We start from the raw sequence: 16,468 nt of genomic DNA, 5'->3' as shown, positions 1-16,468 counted from the left end.
CGATGAATCCGTCCCGCCCCTTCATCCTGCGGCCGGTGGCCACCACCCTGTTGATGGTGGCCGTCCTGATCGCCGGCATCCTCGCCTACCGGCTGCTCGCCATCTCGGCGCTGCCGGAGGTGGACTACCCCACCATACAAGTCAGCACGCTCTACCCCGGCGCCAGCCCGGAGATCATCAACTCCTCCATCACCGCACCGCTGGAGAGCAAGCTGGGCGAGATCGCCGGGCTGGACGAAATCTCCTCCAGCAGCGCCGGCGGCGCCTCGGTGATCACCCTGCGCTTCGGCCTGGACTCCAGCCTCGCCACCGCCGAGCAGGAAGTGCAGGCGGCGATCAACTCCGCCTCCAGCCTGCTGCCCAACGACCTGCCCAGCCAGCCGGTGTACAGCAAGGTGAATCCGGCGGACGTGCCCATCCTCACGCTGGCGGTGTCCTCCAGCAGCCTGCCGCTGCCCAAGATCCAGGACCTGGTCGATACCCGGCTGGCGCAGAAGATCGCCCAGGTGTCCGGCGTCGGCATGGTGAGCCTGGGCGGCGGCCAGAAACCGGCGGTGCGCATCGCCGCCAACCCGACCGCGCTGGCCGCCTACGGCCTCAGCCTGGACGACCTGCGCGCCACCATCGCCGCCAACAACCTCAACGGCTCCAAGGGCAGCTTCGACGGCCCCACCCGCTCCACCACCATCGATGCCAACGACCAGATGAAGTCGGCGGAGGAATACCGCGAACTCATCGTCACCTGGAAGAACGGCGCCCCGGTGCGCCTGCGCGACGTCGCCACCGCCACCGACGCGGCGGAGAACGACAAGCTCGCCGCCTGGGCGGACCACAGCCCGGCGGTCATCCTCAACGTCCAGCGCCAGCCCGGCGCCAACGTCATCGAGGTGGTGGACCGCATCAAGGCGCTGCTCCCCCGGCTGGAGGAAAGCCTGCCGGAGAACGTGGACCTGCGCATCCTCAGCGACCGCACCGTCACCATCCGCGCCTCGGTGAAGGACGTGCAGTTCGAGCTGGCGCTGGCGGTGGCGCTGGTGGTCATGGTCACCTTCCTGTTCCTGCGCAACTTCTCCGCCACCGTGATTCCCAGCGTGGCGGTGCCGCTGTCGCTGGTGGGCACCTTCGGCGTCATGTACCTCGCCGGCTTCTCCATCAACAACCTGAGCCTGATGGCGCTCACCATCGCCACCGGCTTCGTCGTGGACGACGCCATCGTCATGGTGGAGAACATCGCCCGCTACCTGGAGGAAGGCGAATCGCCGCTGCAGGCGGCGCTGAAAGGCTCGGCGCAGATCGGCTTCACCATCATCTCGCTCACCTTCTCGCTGATCGCGGTGCTGATTCCGCTGCTGTTCATGGGCGACATCGCCGGCCGCCTGTTCCGCGAGTTCGCCATCACCCTGGCGGTGGCCATCCTGGTGTCCATGCTGGTGTCGCTGACGCTGACGCCGATGATGGCCGCGCGCCTGCTGCGCCACGTCCCGGAAGAGAAGCAGAGCCGCTTCGGCCGCGCCGCCGGCGGCTTCATCGACGGCCTCATCGCCCGCTACGCCAAGGCGCTCAGCTGGGTGCTGAACCATCAGCCGCTGACCCTGCTGGTGGCCATCGGCACGCTGGCGCTCACCGCGGTGCTCTACATGGCGATGCCCAAGGGCTTTTTCCCGGTCCAGGACACCGGGATGATCCAGGGCATTTCCGAAGCGCCGCAGAGCATCTCCTTCCAGGCCATGTCCGAACGCCAGCAAAGGCTGGCCGACGCGGTGCTGGCCGATCCGGCGGTGGACAGCCTGTCGTCCTTCATCGGCGTGGATGGCAGCAACGAGGCCCTCAACACCGGCCGCATGCTGATCAACCTCAAGCCCCACGGCCAGCGCGACGCCAGCGCCAGCGAGGTCATCGCCCGCCTCAAGCCGCGGCTGGCTGAGCTGCAGGGCATCAAGCTCTACATGCAGCCGGTGCAGGACCTCACCATCGAGGACAAGACCAGCCGCACCCAGTACCGCTTCATGCTCACCGACCCGGATGTGGCCGTGCTGCGCAAATGGACGCCGCGGCTGGTCGAGCGCCTGCAGCAGCTGCCACAGCTGGAGGACGTCGCCAGCGACCTGCAGGACAAGGGCGGCCAGGCCTACATCAAGGTGGACCGCGATGCCGCCTCCCGCCTGGGGGTGACGCTCTCCGCCATCGACGCCGCGCTGTACAACGCCTATGGCCAGCGCCTCATCTCCACCATCTACACCCAGGCCACCCAGTACCGGGTGGTGCTGGAGGTGCCGGCGCAGTTCAAGGCCGGGCCGGACGCGCTGGCGCTGCTGCACGTACCCGGCAGCGACGGCGTGCAGGTGCCGCTCTCCGCGGTGGCCACGGTGGACGAACGCAACACCCTGCTGGCGATCAACCACGTCGGCCAGTTCCCCGCCGCCACCGTGTCCTTCAACCTCGCCGCCGGCGTGGCGCTGGGCGAGGCCACCGAGGCCATCCGCAAGGTGGAGGCGGAAATGCAGCTGCCGGGCAGCCTGCAGACCCGCTTCCAGGGCGCGGCCATGGCCTTCGAGGCCTCGCTGTCCAACACCCTGCTGCTGATCCTGGCGGCGGTGGTGACGATGTACATCGTGCTCGGCATTCTCTACGAGAGCTTCATCCACCCCATCACCATCCTCTCCACCCTGCCCTCGGCGGCGGTGGGCGCGCTGCTGGCGCTGATGGTGGCGGGCGAGGAGATCGGCATGGTGGCGGTGATCGGCATCATCCTGCTGATCGGCATCGTCAAGAAGAACGCCATCATGATGATCGACTTCGCGCTGGAGGCCGAACGCAGCGAGGGCAAGCCGGCGCGCGAAGCCATCTACCAGGCTTGCCTGCTGCGCTTCCGCCCCATCCTGATGACCACCATGGCCGCCCTGCTGGGCGCACTGCCGCTGATGCTGGCCGGCGGCGCCGGCGCCGAGCTGCGCCAGCCGCTGGGCATCGCCATGGTCGGCGGCCTGCTGCTCAGCCAGGTGCTGACGCTGTTCACCACGCCGGTGATCTACCTCTATTTCGATCGCCTCGCCCAGCGCTGGCGGCCGGCGCCGCCGGCGGGCTCCACCGGGGCCGAGGCGGGCTGAACGCAGATGAACATCTCCACCCCCTTCGTCCGCCGCCCGGTCGCCACCGTGCTGCTGACGCTGGCCCTGGTGCTGGCCGGCTGGCTGTCCTACCGGCTGCTGCCGGTGGCACCGCTGCCGCAGGTGGATTTCCCCACCATCGTGGTCAGCGCCAGCCTGCCCGGCGCCAGCCCGGAGACCATGGCCTCCTCGGTGGCGACGCCGCTGGAGCGCGCGCTGGGCCGCATCGCCGGCATCACGGAGATGAGCTCCAGCAGCTCCCAGGGCTCCACTTCGGTGATGCTGCAGTTCGCGCTGGAAAAGAACATCGACACCGCCGCGCGCGAGGTGCAGGCGGCGATCAACGCGGCGATGAGCATGCTGCCCAGCGGCATGCCCAGCAATCCCACCTACCGCAAGATGAACCCGTCGGACATGCCGGTGATGGTGCTCACCCTCACCTCCGACAAACACCCCCAGAGCGAGCTCTACGACCTCGCCTCCAACACGGTGGCGCGCAAGCTGGCGCAGGTGAAGGGCGTGGGCCAGGTGTCGGTGGGCGGCAGCTCGCTGCCGGCGGTGCGGGTGGCGCTGAATCCGGATGCGCTGGCCCATTACGGCCTGGCGCTGGACGACGTGCGCAGCGCCATCGACGCCGCCAACGCCAACACGCCCAAGGGCACGCTGGAGCGCGGCGAGCAGAGCTGGCAGGTGGACGCCAACGACCGCATCCGCAAGGCCGCCGACTACGCGCCGCTGATCGTGCGCCACCAGGATGGCGCCGTGGTGCGGCTGCGCGACGTCGCCCGCGTCACCGACGGCGTGGAGAACACCCGCAACGTCGGCTTCCACAACGACAAGCGCGCCATCCTGCTGCTGGTGTCGCGCCAGGCCGGGGCCAACATCATCGAGACCACCGACGGCGTCCGCGCCGCGGTGCCGGCGCTGCAGGCGGCGCTGGGCGACGAGGTGGCGCTGACGGTGGTGGAAGACCGCAGCCCCAGCGTGCGCGCCTCGCTGCACGAGGCCGAGTTCACCCTGGTGATCTCCATCGGCCTGGTGATCCTGGTGGTGTTCCTGTTCCTGCGCAACGGCCGCGCCACGCTGATCCCCAGCCTGGCGGTGCCGATCTCGCTGATCGGCACCTTCGCGGTGATGTACCTCGCCGGTTTCTCGCTCAACAACCTGTCGCTGATGGCGCTCATCATCGCCACCGGCTTCGTGGTGGATGACGCCATCGTCGTCGTCGAGCATATCGCCAGCCGCATCGAGGACGGCGAGCCGCCCTTCCAGGCGGCGCTGGCCGGCGCGCGCGACGTCGGCTTCACCGTGGTGTCCATGAGCCTGTCGCTGGTGGCGGTGTTCATCCCCATCCTGCTGATGGGCGGCGTCATGGGGCGGCTGTTCCGCGAGTTCTCGGTCACCCTGTCGGCCGCCATCCTGGTGTCCATGGTGGTGTCGCTGACGCTCACGCCGATGATGTGCGCCCGCCTGCTCAAGCCGCTGAAGCACAAGCCGGACGCGGTGGCGGACGACGCGGCGGACCGCTTCATCGGCCGCTTCATGCTGCGCTACCGCGCCAGCCTGGCCTGGGCGCTGACGCACTCGCCGCTGATGATGCTGATCCTGCTCGCCACCGTCGGCCTCAACGTCTACCTCTACACGGTGGTGCCCAAGGGCTTCTTCCCGGAGCAGGATTCCGGCCGCCTGATGGGCTTCGCCATTGCCGACCAGGGCATCTCCTTCCCGGCGCTGCAGGAAAAACTGGAAAGCTACCGCCGCATCCTGATGGCCGACCCGGCGGTGAAACATGTGATGGGTTTCTCCGGCGGCAGCCGTGGCCCCGGCGCCTCCACCAACACCGGCCAGTTCATCGTCATCCTCAAGGATCTCTCCGAGCGCGAGCCGGTGAACCTGGTGCTGACGCGGCTGCGCATGCAGTTGGGCAATGTGCCCGGCGCCAACATGTTCCTGGTGAACATGCAGGACCTGCGCATCGGCGCCCGCTCCGGCAACGCCACCTACCAGCTGACGCTGAAGAGCGACGACCTCGACGCCCTGCGTGCCTGGGCGCCCAGGGTGGAGGCGGCGATGCGGGACGTATCGCAGATCACCGATGTGAACAGCGATTCCCAGGCCAAGGCCATCCAGGTCTACATCAACATCGACCGCGACGCCGCCCGCCGCCTGGGCATAGACGTGCAGACCGTCACCGCGGTGCTGAACAACTCCTACACCCAGCGCCAGGTGTCCACCATCTACGAGGCGCAGAACCAGTACCACGTCGTCCTCGTCGTTGCCGACGCCTACCGCCAGAGCGCCGACGCCCTGCGCAGCCTGCAGGTGGTCACCTCGGCGGGCGAGCGAGTGCCGCTGTCGTCCATCGCCTCGGTGAGCTACAACAACGCGCCGCTGCAGGTGAACCACGACGGCCAGTTCGCCTCCACCACCGTCTCCTTCAGCCTGCCGGACGGCGTCACCCTGGAGCAGGGCCAGCAGGCCATCCGCGAGGCGCTGCGCACCGTGAATCTGCCGCTCAACGTGCAGGCCGGCTTCGCCGGCACCGCCGGCGAGTTGCAGAAGGTGGTGGCGCAGCAGCCGCTGCTCATCCTGGCGGCGCTGGTGGCGGTGTATATCGTGCTCGGCATGCTGTACGAGAGCTACATCCACCCGCTCACCATCCTCTCCACCCTACCCTCGGCCGGCGTCGGCGCGCTGCTGGCGCTGATGGCATGCAAGACCGAGCTGAGCCTGATCGCGCTCATCGGCATCATCCTGCTCATCGGCATCGTCAAGAAGAACGCCATCCTGATGATCGACTTCGCGCTGGACGCCGAGCGCCGCCTCGGCATGGCGCCGCGCGAAGCCATCCTGGACGCCGGCGTGAAGCGCTTCCGCCCCATCATGATGACCACGCTGGCCGCCCTGCTGGGCGCGCTGCCGCTGCTGCTCGGCACCGGCGGCGACGCGCCGCTGCGGCGGCCGCTGGGCATCGCCATCGTCGGCGGCCTGGCCGTCAGCCAGCTGCTCACCCTCTACACCACGCCGGTGGTCTATCTCTACCTCGACCGCCTGCGCCACTGGACGAACCGCCGCCGCGGCGTCACCACCGACGCCCCGCTGGAGCATCTATGACCGCCTTCGCTTCGCCCCACGCCAGCCACCCCGTCCGCCGCCTGCGGCCCCTCGCCCTCGCCCTGCTCGCCGGCGCCGTCCTCGCCGGCTGCGCCATCGGCCCCGACTACCGCCGCCCGGAAATCGCCACCCCGGCCCAGTTCAAGCAGGCCGACGGTTGGCGCCAGGCCGCGCCGGCCGACGCGCTGGCCCGCGGCGCCTGGTGGGAGCTGTACGGCGACGCTGAACTCAACGCCCTGGCCGAACGCCTGAACGGCGCCAACCAGACCGTCGCCCAGTACGAAGCCCAGTACCGCCAGGCCCGCGCCCTGGCGCGCAGTGCACGCGGCGCCCTCTTCCCCAGCGTCAACGCCAGCGTCGGTCGCACCCGCTCCGGCAGCGCCAGCAGCAGCACCGGCGCCGGCGCCGGCAGCGTGCGCAACAGCTACGACGCCCAGCTCAGCGCCAGCTGGGAGCTGGACCTGTGGGGCAAGCTGCGCCGCACCGTCGAAGCGGAAAACGCCAGCACCGCCGCCAGCCTGGCGGACCTCGCCGCCATCCGCCTCAGCCTGCAATCCGAACTGGTGCAGAACTACCTGCAGCTGCGGGTGATGGACGAACAGCAGCGCCTTCTGCAAGCCACGGTGGAGGCCTACCGCCGCTCACTGCAGATGACGCAGAACCAGTACAAGGCCGGCGTCGCCGCCCGCGCTGAAGTCGCCCAGGCGCAAACGCAACTGAAGAGCACCGAGGCCAGCCTGGTGGACCTGCGCTGGCAGCGCGCCCAGCTGGAGAATGCCATCGCGGTGCTGCTGGGCGTGCCGCCGGCCGACTTCTCGCTGGCGGTGCGCGAAGCGGTGCCGCCGCTGCCGGAAATCCCGCTCGCCCTGCCCTCGCAACTGCTGGAACGGCGGCCGGACATCGCCAGCGCCGAGCGCTCGGTGATCGCCGCCAATGCCGAGATCGGCGTCGCCGAAGCCGCCTGGTTCCCCGACCTCACCCTGAGCGCCAGCGGCGGCTACAGCAGCAATTCCTTCCGCGACTGGATCAGCGTGCCCAACCGCTTCTGGTCCCTGGGCCCGCAGCTGGCCCTCACCCTGTTCGACGCCGGCCAGCGCAGCGCCGAAGTGGACCGCCGCGTCGCCGCCTACGACCAGACCGTCGCCCAGTACCGCCAGACCGTGCTGGACGGCTTCCGCGAGGTGGAGGACTACCTGGTGCAGCTGAAGGTGCTGGAAGAAGAGGCCGCGGTGCAGCGCGAAGCCCTGGACGCCGCCCGCGAATCCCTGCGCCTGAGCACCAACCAGTACAAGGCCGGCCTCATCAGCTACCTGGACGTGGTCAGCGTGCAGACCACCGCGCTCAGCAACGAACGCAGCGCCCTTACCCTGCTGCAAAGCCGCCTCATCGCCAGCGCCCAGCTGGTGGTGGCACTGGGCGGAGGGTGGCACTCGGACCTGCTGGATGCGGAGGAGAGTGTGGCGGCGGAGTGAGGGGCTGAGGCCGCCATAGCCGCCAGGCAGACGGTTCAGGTAACTCGATCACACCGCAGGCACCGCGGTCTCTCCCTCTCCCGCGAGGGGAGAGGGGAGAAAACCACGCTGCTCGACTATCTGAAGCCGTATCCGACTGACTGAACCGCGCTCGACCAGCTGAGCCGCATCCGGCTACCTGAACCGCATTGCGGCCAGCCGGCGGGCGGCCCTCGCGTGCCACTCATGCGCACCCACCCGCCGCAGCCCCTCACCCCACCACGTCACAAACCCCGGCCAACGCCTCCCGGATACGTGCCCGCGTAAACGGCGGCCGGCGGAAGCGCAGGCCGGTGGCATCGAACAGCGCATTCGCCACCGCCGCCGCGCCTGGCACCGAGGCGGACTCGCCGGCGCCCAGCGGCGGCTCGTCCTGCCGTGGCATCAGCAGCACTTCCACCGGCGGCACTTCGGCGAAGCCGAGGATGGGGTAGGCGCCCCACTCCAGCGCGGCGACGCGGCCGTCGGCGAAGCGCACTTCTTCCTTCAACATGCGGCTCAGGGTCTGCAGCACGTTGCCGTGGATCTGGTGGCGCACGCCGTCCGGGTTCACCATCATCCCGGTGTCCTGGCCCACGACCAGCCGCTCAACGGTGACCGCGCCGCTGGCGGGATCGACCGCGAGATCGATGATCCAGGCCGACCACGCCGCGCCGAAGCCGGGGAACTTGCTGTGCACATAGCGCGCGTAGGAGGCGGCGCGGCCGCGCAGCAGGCCGTCGGCGTCCGGCGTGCCGCGGCTGCCGCGGCAGCCGGGCTGCCAGCCGGCCTGTTCGGCCACCGCGCGCAGCAGGTCGGCGGCGCGGCTGTCCGGCAGGTGGCGCAGGCGGAATTCCACCCGGTCGGCGCCGGCCGCCACCGCCAGTTCGTCGATGAAGGAGTCGTGGGCGAAGGAGTTGGGCAGCGCGGAGACACCGCGCAGCCAGCCGGCGCGGACGATGGCGGGCACGTCGTCGCAGGCGATGCGCATGTTGGGATAGGCGTAGGGCGGCACCGCGGTGCGGTCGCCCATCTCCAGCATGCGCGGCGCGGGGTCCAGGGCGCCGGTGAGCAGCAGCGCCAGCAGCGGCGCGTCGTTGGAGGGATAACGGGCGACGAAGTCGTAGGCGGCGAGATTGCCGGCGGCATCCACCGCGCCCTTCACGTCCATCAGCTGGCCGGCGCCCTTGGGCTCCCAGGCGTGCTCCTGCTCGCGGCTCAGCTGCACCCGCACCGGCCGGCCGACCGCGCGCGACAGTAGCGCGGCGTCGGCCACCACGTCGTCGGCGCAGTTGCGGCCGTAGCAGCCGGCGGCCTCCATCCGCACCACCTCGATGCCGCCTTCGCCCATCTGCAGCAGGCGGGCGAGATCCACCCGCAGCATGTGCGGATTCTGCGTGCCGGACCACACGGTGAGGCCGCCATCGCGGTAGTCGGCCAGCGCGCAGGAGGGGCCGATGGAGCCGTGCATCTGGTAGGGCCAGACGTAGCTGCGCGCCAGCACCGCCGGCGCGGCGGCGAGGGCGGCATCGGTGTCGCCTTCTTCCCGCAACGGCCGATGCACCGCCGGAATGGCGCGGATGGCGGCCTCGACGTCGTCCAGCGGCGGCAGCGGCGGCAAGCGCCACTCCACCTTCAGCGCCTTCATCGCGGCGATGGCCTGCTCCTCGCGCTCGGCGACGACGCCGACGAAGTCGCCGATCACCACCACATCCACCAGCCCCGGCAAGCCGCGTATCGAGTCGCGGTCCACCTTCACCAGACTGCGGCCGACGAAATCGCCGCAGTCGATGCCGGCATAGGGCGGGCGCACCACCCGGCCGTGCAGCATGCCGGGCAGGCGCATGTCGTGCACGAAGGTGAGCGCGCCGGTGGCCTTGGCCGGAATGTCCACCCGGGGCATGCTGCGGCCGATCAGCTTGTGGGCGCTGGCGGGCTTGAGCGGAAACTCCGCCGCCACCTCCAGCCGCACCCGCTCGCCGGCCAGCAGTTCGGCGTAGCCCAGGCGGCGGCCAGGTTCGGCCGGGCAGAAGAAGGCGCCATCCTCCACCGCCACCGCGTCCTCCGCCACGCCCAGGCGCTGCGCCGCGCGCGCCAGCAGCCAGGCGCGCGCCTGGGCGGCGGCGCGGCGCAGCGGCATGGCGCTGATCTGGATGGTGGAGCTGGCGATGGTCGGCCCCTGGTTGGGCGCCGCCTCGGTGTGGCCGAGCATGACGCTGACGCGGCCGAGTTCCGCATCCAGTTCCTCTGCCACCAGCTGGCCGAGGGCGGTGCGGATGCCGGTGCCGAGATCGACGTGGCCGTTGAAGGCCAGCACCCTGCCATCGCCGCGCACCGCGATGAAGATGTCCGGCAGGGCGGGCACGTAGTCCGACACCACACCCGGCTGACCGGGCGCAGGCCGCGCCGCCGCCTGGGGCGGACGCAGCACCAGCAGGCTGTCGTCCGAGTCCAGCAGGGCCTGGCGGAAATCCTTGGGCGTGGGGCCGTGTTCGATCATGTCGCTTGCGATCCGGAGGAGCGGCCGGAGTAGAGCGGCCGGGGAATCATTCTAGGGGTGAAGCTGGGCGGTGGTGCCGGGCTGAGTCGGCCGGCAGGGCAAGAGACCTGGTTTCGGGCGGCGCACTTTCTGCCGCCCGGCAGCAGGTAATGGCAAAGCTGCCGGCTAAGCCTTAGCGGTGGCAAGGCTTAGCCAAGCTCAGCCCGGGCGGCGGATTGGGCCGAGCCGCCTGTTGGCGCCATCGACCAGGAGCCCACCGAGCGAACCGGTCGAGCAGACGCCAACAAACGCGCGCACCCCGGCCCCCGCCTCCGTTCGCCCTGAGCCTGCCGCAGCACTCAGCCCGAACGGCAAACGGAACCCAGGCACCACTCGCCAGCACCGCCGGACCGAGCCCTACCGGACGAACCAGCCAGGCCCCCAGCCTCAGCCAATCGCCTGCCGCGCTTCGTCCAGCGTCATCACCGCGGCGTACTTCTGCCGCATGTCGAACAGGTTGGCTGCGTGCGGGCCGAGGGCGCGGTCGCCCACGCAGTCCTCCAGCACCAGCGGGCGGAAGCCCCAGCACATGGCGTCCACCACGCTGGCGCGCACGCAGCCGCTGGTGACGCAGCCGGCCACCAGCAGGGTCTGCACGCCCTTCTGGGTAAGCCAGGGGGCAAGGCCGGTGGCGAAGAAAGCGGAGGGCACGGTCTTGCGCACCACCAGCTCGCCGGCGGCCGGCGCCAGTTCGGGGACGATGGCGCTGTTCGGGTTGTCTTCCGACAGCGTGGCCATGCCCGGCACCTTGAGGGCGAAGATGTTGCGGTCGGCGGCGTCGTCGGCGAAGACGATGCGGCTGTGCGCCACCGGCCAGCCGCGCTCGCGCGCCAGCGCCAGCGCTGCCTTGGTGCGTTCTATGGCCTGCGGGATGTTGCCGCCGCCGAACACTTCCGGGTCGGCGAAGCCATTCACGAAGTCGATGATGAGCAGGCCGTAGGGCGGCTTGGGTTCCAGCGTGTTGCCGAAGCCCTGCTTCTCGTAGGTGCGGATTTCGTCGCTCATCGTCTTACTCCTGGCCCTGGTCCAGCACCTTGCCCAGGCGCACCACCTCTTCGCCGTCCAGGCTCACGGTGCATTTGCGCAGCGGGATGTCGATGTGGCAGGTGGTGCTGCGGCTGCCGCCGGCCTCGTTGTTGGGGCCGAGCGAGAACAGGAAGTTGCCCTCGAAGGCGCGCGCATCCATGCCGATGGTGGCTTCGCGGTCGTACAGCGCCAGCGTGGTCCAGCTGGCGCGCGGCTGCAGGCCCCAGCCGATGTGGGAGATGGCGTAGGCCTCCGGGTCCTTGAAGGACTCCATGTACTCGGCCAGCAGCTCGGCATCGACGCCGCCGGTGATGGACCGGGCAAAGCCGTCCTTCACCGTGATGGTGATGGGCTCGGCGACGTAGCGCTTCATCGGCAGCAGGATGTCGCCGCGGTCGATGACGATGGTGCCCTGGGTCTGCTTCTCGTTCGGCCAGGTGAGTGCGAAGCCGCTGGGCCAGTGGTCCCAGCGCCCCGGGGTGTCGCAGAAGCCGTATTCGGCGATGGCGGGGAATTCGCCCATGGGGCAGGTGAGATCGGTGCCGGCGGCGGAGACCACGCGCATCGTCTTCGCCTTCTCGATCTTCGCGGTGGCGCGCAGCACGCGGGCGCGGTCGGCCAGCGTGGGCACCATGCGGGCGAGCACTTCCGGCGGTTCGACGGCGAGCAGGATCTTGGTGCCGGTGGCGAGGATTTCGTGCTGCTCCGGGGAGAACAGCAGGGTCATCAGGTCCAGCACCAGGTCGCTGGCCTTGAGCGCGGCGATGGCCGCCTTGTTGCCGGTGAGCGGGGTGGTGCCGAGGTAGGCAAGGGAGTCGCGGCTCAGCGCCTTCTCGCCGTTGACCGGCTGCAGGTCCAGCCGGTTGACCACCGCGCCCAGCATGGCGGCGGCGGTGAGCGCGGTGGACAGCGTCTGCGGATGGGTGGCGGCGCTGGTGAGCACGGTGACGGTCTGGCCGGGTTCCAGCTTGGACAGCGTCAGCACTTCTTTCCAGGCCTGGATCAGTTCGTGGTCGCTGATTGCCATGGCGGTTCTCCGTTGGGGTTGGAGGAAGGCGGGTGGGGTGGGAGCTTTCTTGCGGGCGAGCGGCGCGGCGGTGGCAGGCGCCGCGCCCCTGGCCTTACAGCGGCTGGCCGAGGAAGTCGCCGAAGGCGCGGTAGAAGCCTTCTTCGTCGTCCCAGGGAATCATGTGGCCGGCGCCGGGCACGCGCACATCCTGCACGCCCGGCAGCAGGCCGCGGATCTCTTCCACGTCGGCGTCCAGCACCACGTCGCCGCGGCCGGCGAGCAGCAGCAGCACCGGCACGGCGATCTCCGGCAAGTCCTGGTGGATGTCGTCGGTGTGGAAGCCGTCGAAGCTCTCGCGGATGGCACGCTCGTCGCAGGTGTGCAGCCATTCGGCGCGCAACTGCAGTTGCTCGTCGGTCCAGGTCGGGCAGAAGGCGCGCATGCCCTCCTTGTCGGTGCCGCGGCTCGCGAGCGCGATGGAGTCCACGTACCACGGCAGCTTGGCCGGGTAGACGCGGCGGCCGGGACCGGACACCGGAGGATCGATCGCCACCACCTTGGCCAGCGCAGCCGGCCGGCTGCGCGCGGCGCGGAAGGCGATGCGCCCGCCCATGGAGTGGCCGACCAGAATGTAGTTGCGGAGGCCGAGCGCGGCGGCGAAGGCGAGCACGTCGTCGGCCTGGGCGTTGAGGCTGTAGTCCAGCGTGGCCGAGGCTTCGGACAGGCCGCGGCCGCGCACGTCGAGGATGTAGGTGTCGTAGGTCTTGCCGAAGCGCTCGCCGACGAAGCCCCAGGTGATGGCCGGGCTGGTGATGCCGGGGATGATGATGACCGGCGGGCGTTCGGCGCGGCCCTCGCCGCTGCCGCCGTAGCGCAGGTAGTGCTGGCGGATGCCGTTGGCGAACACGTTGCCGCCGTACTGGAAGGTGCTCATCGTTCCGTCCCCGCTCAGTAGGCGCCGGAGAGCAGCGCGCCGGCACCCGGCACGAAGGGCTCCAGCTCCAGCTTGTTCAGCATGGCGTAGGTGGTGGCGATGGCGGCGGTGACCACCGGCTTGCCGGTCATCGCTTCCACCTTGGGCACCGCCGGCAGCGAGGGCATCTGCACGCAAGCGGAGAGCACGATCACGTCCGCATCCTGGTAGTTCATGCCGGCGACGATGTCCGGCAGCCTGGCCGGATCGTGCAGGCCGACTTCCAGGTTGTCGGCGATTTCCAGCGCGCGCCAGTCGATCACCTCGAAGCCCTGGTCGGCGATGTAATCCACCACCAGCTCGGTCAGCGGCTTCATGTAGGGCGCCACCAGCGCGATCTTCTTCGCCCCCATCACCTTCAGCGCATCCACCAGCGCGCCGGCGCTGGTCACCACCGGGGCGAGGCCGCCGTTGTCGGCGGTATGCGCCTTCAGGCGCTTCTCGGACACGCAGTGGTAGCCCTTGCCCATGGACATGATGGCCACCAGGCAGGCGTAGCCCAGCACATCGACGCGGGCGTCGGAAAGCTCCAGCGCGCAGCGGTCGGACTCCGCGTCCATCGCCGCCAGCTCTTCCTTCTTCACCGTCTTCATCCGCATCCGGCTGGAGTGGAAGGTGAAGCGCTCCGGGCGCACGGCCTGGCGCGCCATCAGCATCGCCGGGATCTCGGTTTCCATGGTGGTGTTGGAGCTCGGCACGATCTGGCCGATGCGATAGCTGGTCTTCTTCACTGCGGACTCCGTCTGTTGGGTTGAGTGCGCGCCAGGCGCCGGGCCGGGGGTTTTGGCTCGATCCACGAGGGATGACGCCTGATTGCATCGCCCCCGCCACCCGCCGGCTGCTGCCGCGAATCGCCGGGACGTGCCCCGATCTCCTTGCCCGAGCGTGCCGCAAAAGCACCCCTCAGGCAGGACTGATTATAGTGCATACATTGTTTTTTGCAGTAGAAATGCAGACCTGGTAAAGATGCACCGAATACGTGCGGCGCGCCCCTCAATTGGTGCATGAATTCATTGTAAACACAGTATTTAACAAAGAACGTCCCGGCACCTTTCCCACCTTCTTCGCGACAGCTGTTGACATCGCCTCCAGATTTATTTTTATAGTGTATGCACTCTAATGAACAAGACGGCGGCGACGTCGTTCAATCCAACCCCAGCGTCAGGAGAAGCAAGGTGAAAGCACAACAGAGAATTGCAGTGATAGGCGCGGGCCTGGGCGGCGCGGCCGCGGCGCTGCTGCTGCAGCAGGCGGGCTACAAGGTGCGCGTGTACGAGCAGGCGCCGGAGTTCTCACGCCTGGGCGCGGGCATCCACCTCGGCCCCAACCTGATGAAGGTGCTGCGCAAGGTCGGCCTGGAAAAGGCCCTGTGCGACATCGGCTGCTACCCGGACGCCTGGTACAGCCGCGAATGGAACACCGGCGCCGAGATGGCCCGCATTCCGCTGGCCGACTATGCCGAGAAGCGCTACGGCGCGCCCTACCTCACGGTGCACCGCGGCGACCTGCATGCGCTGATGGTACAAGGCATCCAGGCCGGCACGCTGGAATACGGCAAGAACCTCACCAACGTCGAAGACACCGGCAGTGAAGTGGTGCTGAGCTTCGCCGACGGCAGCACCGCCACCGCCGACATCGTCATCGGCGCCGACGGCGTGAACTCCAAGGTGCGCGAAGTGCTGCTGGGCGCCGAGTTGCCCATCTACACCGGCTTCATCGCCCACCGCGCGGTGGCCAACGCCGACACCCTGAAGTACGCGCAGGACCTGTGCTGCAAGTGGTGGTCCGACGACCGCCACATGATGGTGTATTACCTCGACCGGGCGAAGAAGGAGATCTACTACGTCACCGGCGTGCCGCAGCAGACCTGGGACCTCAACCACCGCTGGCTGCCCAGCAGCAAGGACGAGATGCGCGAAGCCTTCGCCGGCTGGCACCCCGCCGTGCAGGCGCTGATCGACAACACCGTGGAAGTGACCAAGTGGTCGCTGCTGGAACGCGACCCGCTGCCGCTGTGGAGCCGTGGCCGCCTGGTGATGCTGGGCGACGCCTGCCACCCGATGAAGCCGCACATGGCCCAGGGCGCCGCCATGGCGATCGAGGACGCGGCGATGATGCTGCGCTGCTTCGACGCCGTCGGCCTGGACGACTACGGCACCGCCTTTGCCCTCTACGAAGCCAACCGCAGCGAGCGCGCCAGCAAGGTGCAGAAGGTGTCGCACGACAACACCTGGCTGATGAGCAACGAAGATCCGGAATGGTGCTTCGGGTACGATGTCTTCACCGTGCCGCTGGTCGAAATCGCCGCCAAGGCAAGCACCAAGGCCGCCTGATCCGCCTCCCGGCCCGGCCGGCGGATGCGCCGGCCGCGCGCTGCACGCCGGCGCCCCGCCCACGGGCCGCCGGCCTTCGTTCCACTCCGGGAGACGCATCCGCATGTCCGCCCCAAAGCAGATCACCCTGCGGGTCAACGGCAGCGAACACCCCCTGCTGCTGAGCCCGGACACCCCGCTGCTCTACGCCCTGCGCAACGACCTCGGCCTCAACGGCCCGAAGTACGGCTGCGGCCTGGGCGAATGCGGCGCCTGTACCGTGCTGGTGGATGGCCGCGCCGCGCGCGCCTGCATCCTGCCGGTGGGCGACCTGGGCCAGCGCGAGATCACCACCCTTGAAGGCCTGGGCGACCTCGCCGCGCCCGACCCGGTACAGCAAGCCTTCATCGAATGCCAGGGCGCCCAGTGCGGCTACTGCCTCAACGGCATGATCATGACGGTGCGCGCCCTGCTCAACCGCAAGCCGGAAGCGGACGAAGCCGACATCCGCCGCGAACTGCGCGGCAACCTGTGCCGCTGCGGCACCCACCTGGAAATCCTCGCCTCCGCCCGCCGCGCGGTGGAACTGGAAGGCCAGCGCCGCACCGCCTGTGCGCCCGCCGCCGCGCCTTGCCCCGCCGCCACCGGCTGCGCGACAGCGAACGCCGCCCGCGCTCCAGCGCCCGAAGCGGCAACGGCAGCAACGGCAGCAACGGTGGATACCGTGCTGGCGAGCACCCTGGTCCGCTATTGAACCGGCGATGGCGCGCGCAATACCGTTCCCCGCGATGAACGCGCCACCAACCCGCCCCGGCTGCAACAGCAGACCCCGCACACCCCAACGATAACGGCGCGACGCAAAGACGCCGCCCGGCCGCCGACGAGAGAACCCGCCCCG

10 protein-coding genes are annotated in these 16,468 nt (G+C 69.4%); 5 read left to right on the top strand and 5 right to left on the bottom strand.

Annotated features, from left to right (window positions below; translation table 11 throughout):
* The 3 genes from GRF61_RS19285 to GRF61_RS19275 all read left to right on the top strand — a co-directional run.
* Positions 1–3,107: MdtB/MuxB family multidrug efflux RND transporter permease subunit (locus GRF61_RS19285; protein ID WP_169152251.1), on the top strand; the 3,107-nt coding region annotated here is incomplete at its 5' end.
* Positions 3,108–3,113: 6 nt separating this feature from the next.
* On the top strand, positions 3,114–6,221 hold the full coding sequence (locus GRF61_RS19280) for a multidrug efflux RND transporter permease subunit (protein ID WP_169152250.1): 3,108 nt from the start codon (positions 3,114–3,116) through the stop codon (positions 6,219–6,221).
* On the top strand, positions 6,218–7,693 hold the full coding sequence (locus GRF61_RS19275) for an efflux transporter outer membrane subunit (protein ID WP_169152249.1): 1,476 nt from the start codon (positions 6,218–6,220) through the stop codon (positions 7,691–7,693). Before GRF61_RS19280 ends, GRF61_RS19275 begins: the two co-directional genes overlap by 4 nt.
* A 250-nt stretch (positions 7,694–7,943) precedes the next feature.
* On the opposite strand, the gene GRF61_RS19270 is transcribed toward GRF61_RS19275, so the two are convergent.
* The 5 genes from GRF61_RS19270 to GRF61_RS19250 all read right to left on the bottom strand — a co-directional run bounded on the left by GRF61_RS19270 (position 7,944) and on the right by GRF61_RS19250 (position 13,989).
* The gene (locus tag GRF61_RS19270; protein WP_169152248.1) at positions 7,944–10,211 is read right to left on the bottom strand and encodes a molybdopterin cofactor-binding domain-containing protein; all 2,268 of its coding nucleotides are present in this window, start codon (positions 10,209–10,211) and stop codon (positions 7,944–7,946) included.
* Positions 10,212–10,637: 426 nt separating this feature from the next.
* On the bottom strand, positions 10,638–11,255 hold the full coding sequence (locus GRF61_RS19265) for an isochorismatase family protein (RefSeq protein ID WP_169152247.1): 618 nt from the start codon (positions 11,253–11,255) through the stop codon (positions 10,638–10,640).
* A 4-nt stretch (positions 11,256–11,259) separates the two neighbouring features.
* On the bottom strand, positions 11,260–12,303 hold the full coding sequence (locus GRF61_RS19260) for a 2,5-dihydroxypyridine 5,6-dioxygenase (RefSeq protein ID WP_169152246.1): 1,044 nt from the start codon (positions 12,301–12,303) through the stop codon (positions 11,260–11,262).
* Positions 12,304–12,397: 94 nt separating this feature from the next.
* On the bottom strand, positions 12,398–13,219 hold the full coding sequence (locus tag GRF61_RS19255; protein WP_169152245.1) for an alpha/beta hydrolase: 822 nt from the start codon (positions 13,217–13,219) through the stop codon (positions 12,398–12,400).
* A 14-nt stretch (positions 13,220–13,233) separates the two neighbouring features.
* On the bottom strand, positions 13,234–13,989 hold the full coding sequence (locus GRF61_RS19250) for an Asp/Glu racemase (protein WP_348982443.1): 756 nt from the start codon (positions 13,987–13,989) through the stop codon (positions 13,234–13,236).
* A 444-nt stretch (positions 13,990–14,433) separates the two neighbouring features.
* Here GRF61_RS19250 and GRF61_RS19245 point away from each other — a divergent pair, with 444 nt between their 5' ends.
* On the top strand, positions 14,434–15,591 hold the full coding sequence (locus GRF61_RS19245) for an FAD-dependent monooxygenase (RefSeq protein WP_348982442.1): 1,158 nt from the start codon (positions 14,434–14,436) through the stop codon (positions 15,589–15,591).
* 103 nt (positions 15,592–15,694) lie between these two features.
* Positions 15,695–16,324 (top strand): (2Fe-2S)-binding protein, encoded by a 630-nt coding sequence (locus GRF61_RS19240; protein WP_169152243.1) that lies wholly within the window; start codon positions 15,695–15,697, stop codon positions 16,322–16,324.
* Positions 16,325–16,468: the final 144 nt, after the last annotated feature.

The sequence above is a fragment of the Azoarcus sp. TTM-91 genome (assembly GCF_012911025.1).
Classification (GTDB): Bacteria; Pseudomonadota; Gammaproteobacteria; order Burkholderiales; family Rhodocyclaceae; genus Azoarcus.
The sequence above is the reverse complement of the archived record's forward strand: the minus strand, read 5'-3'. Positions and strand labels throughout refer to the sequence as shown.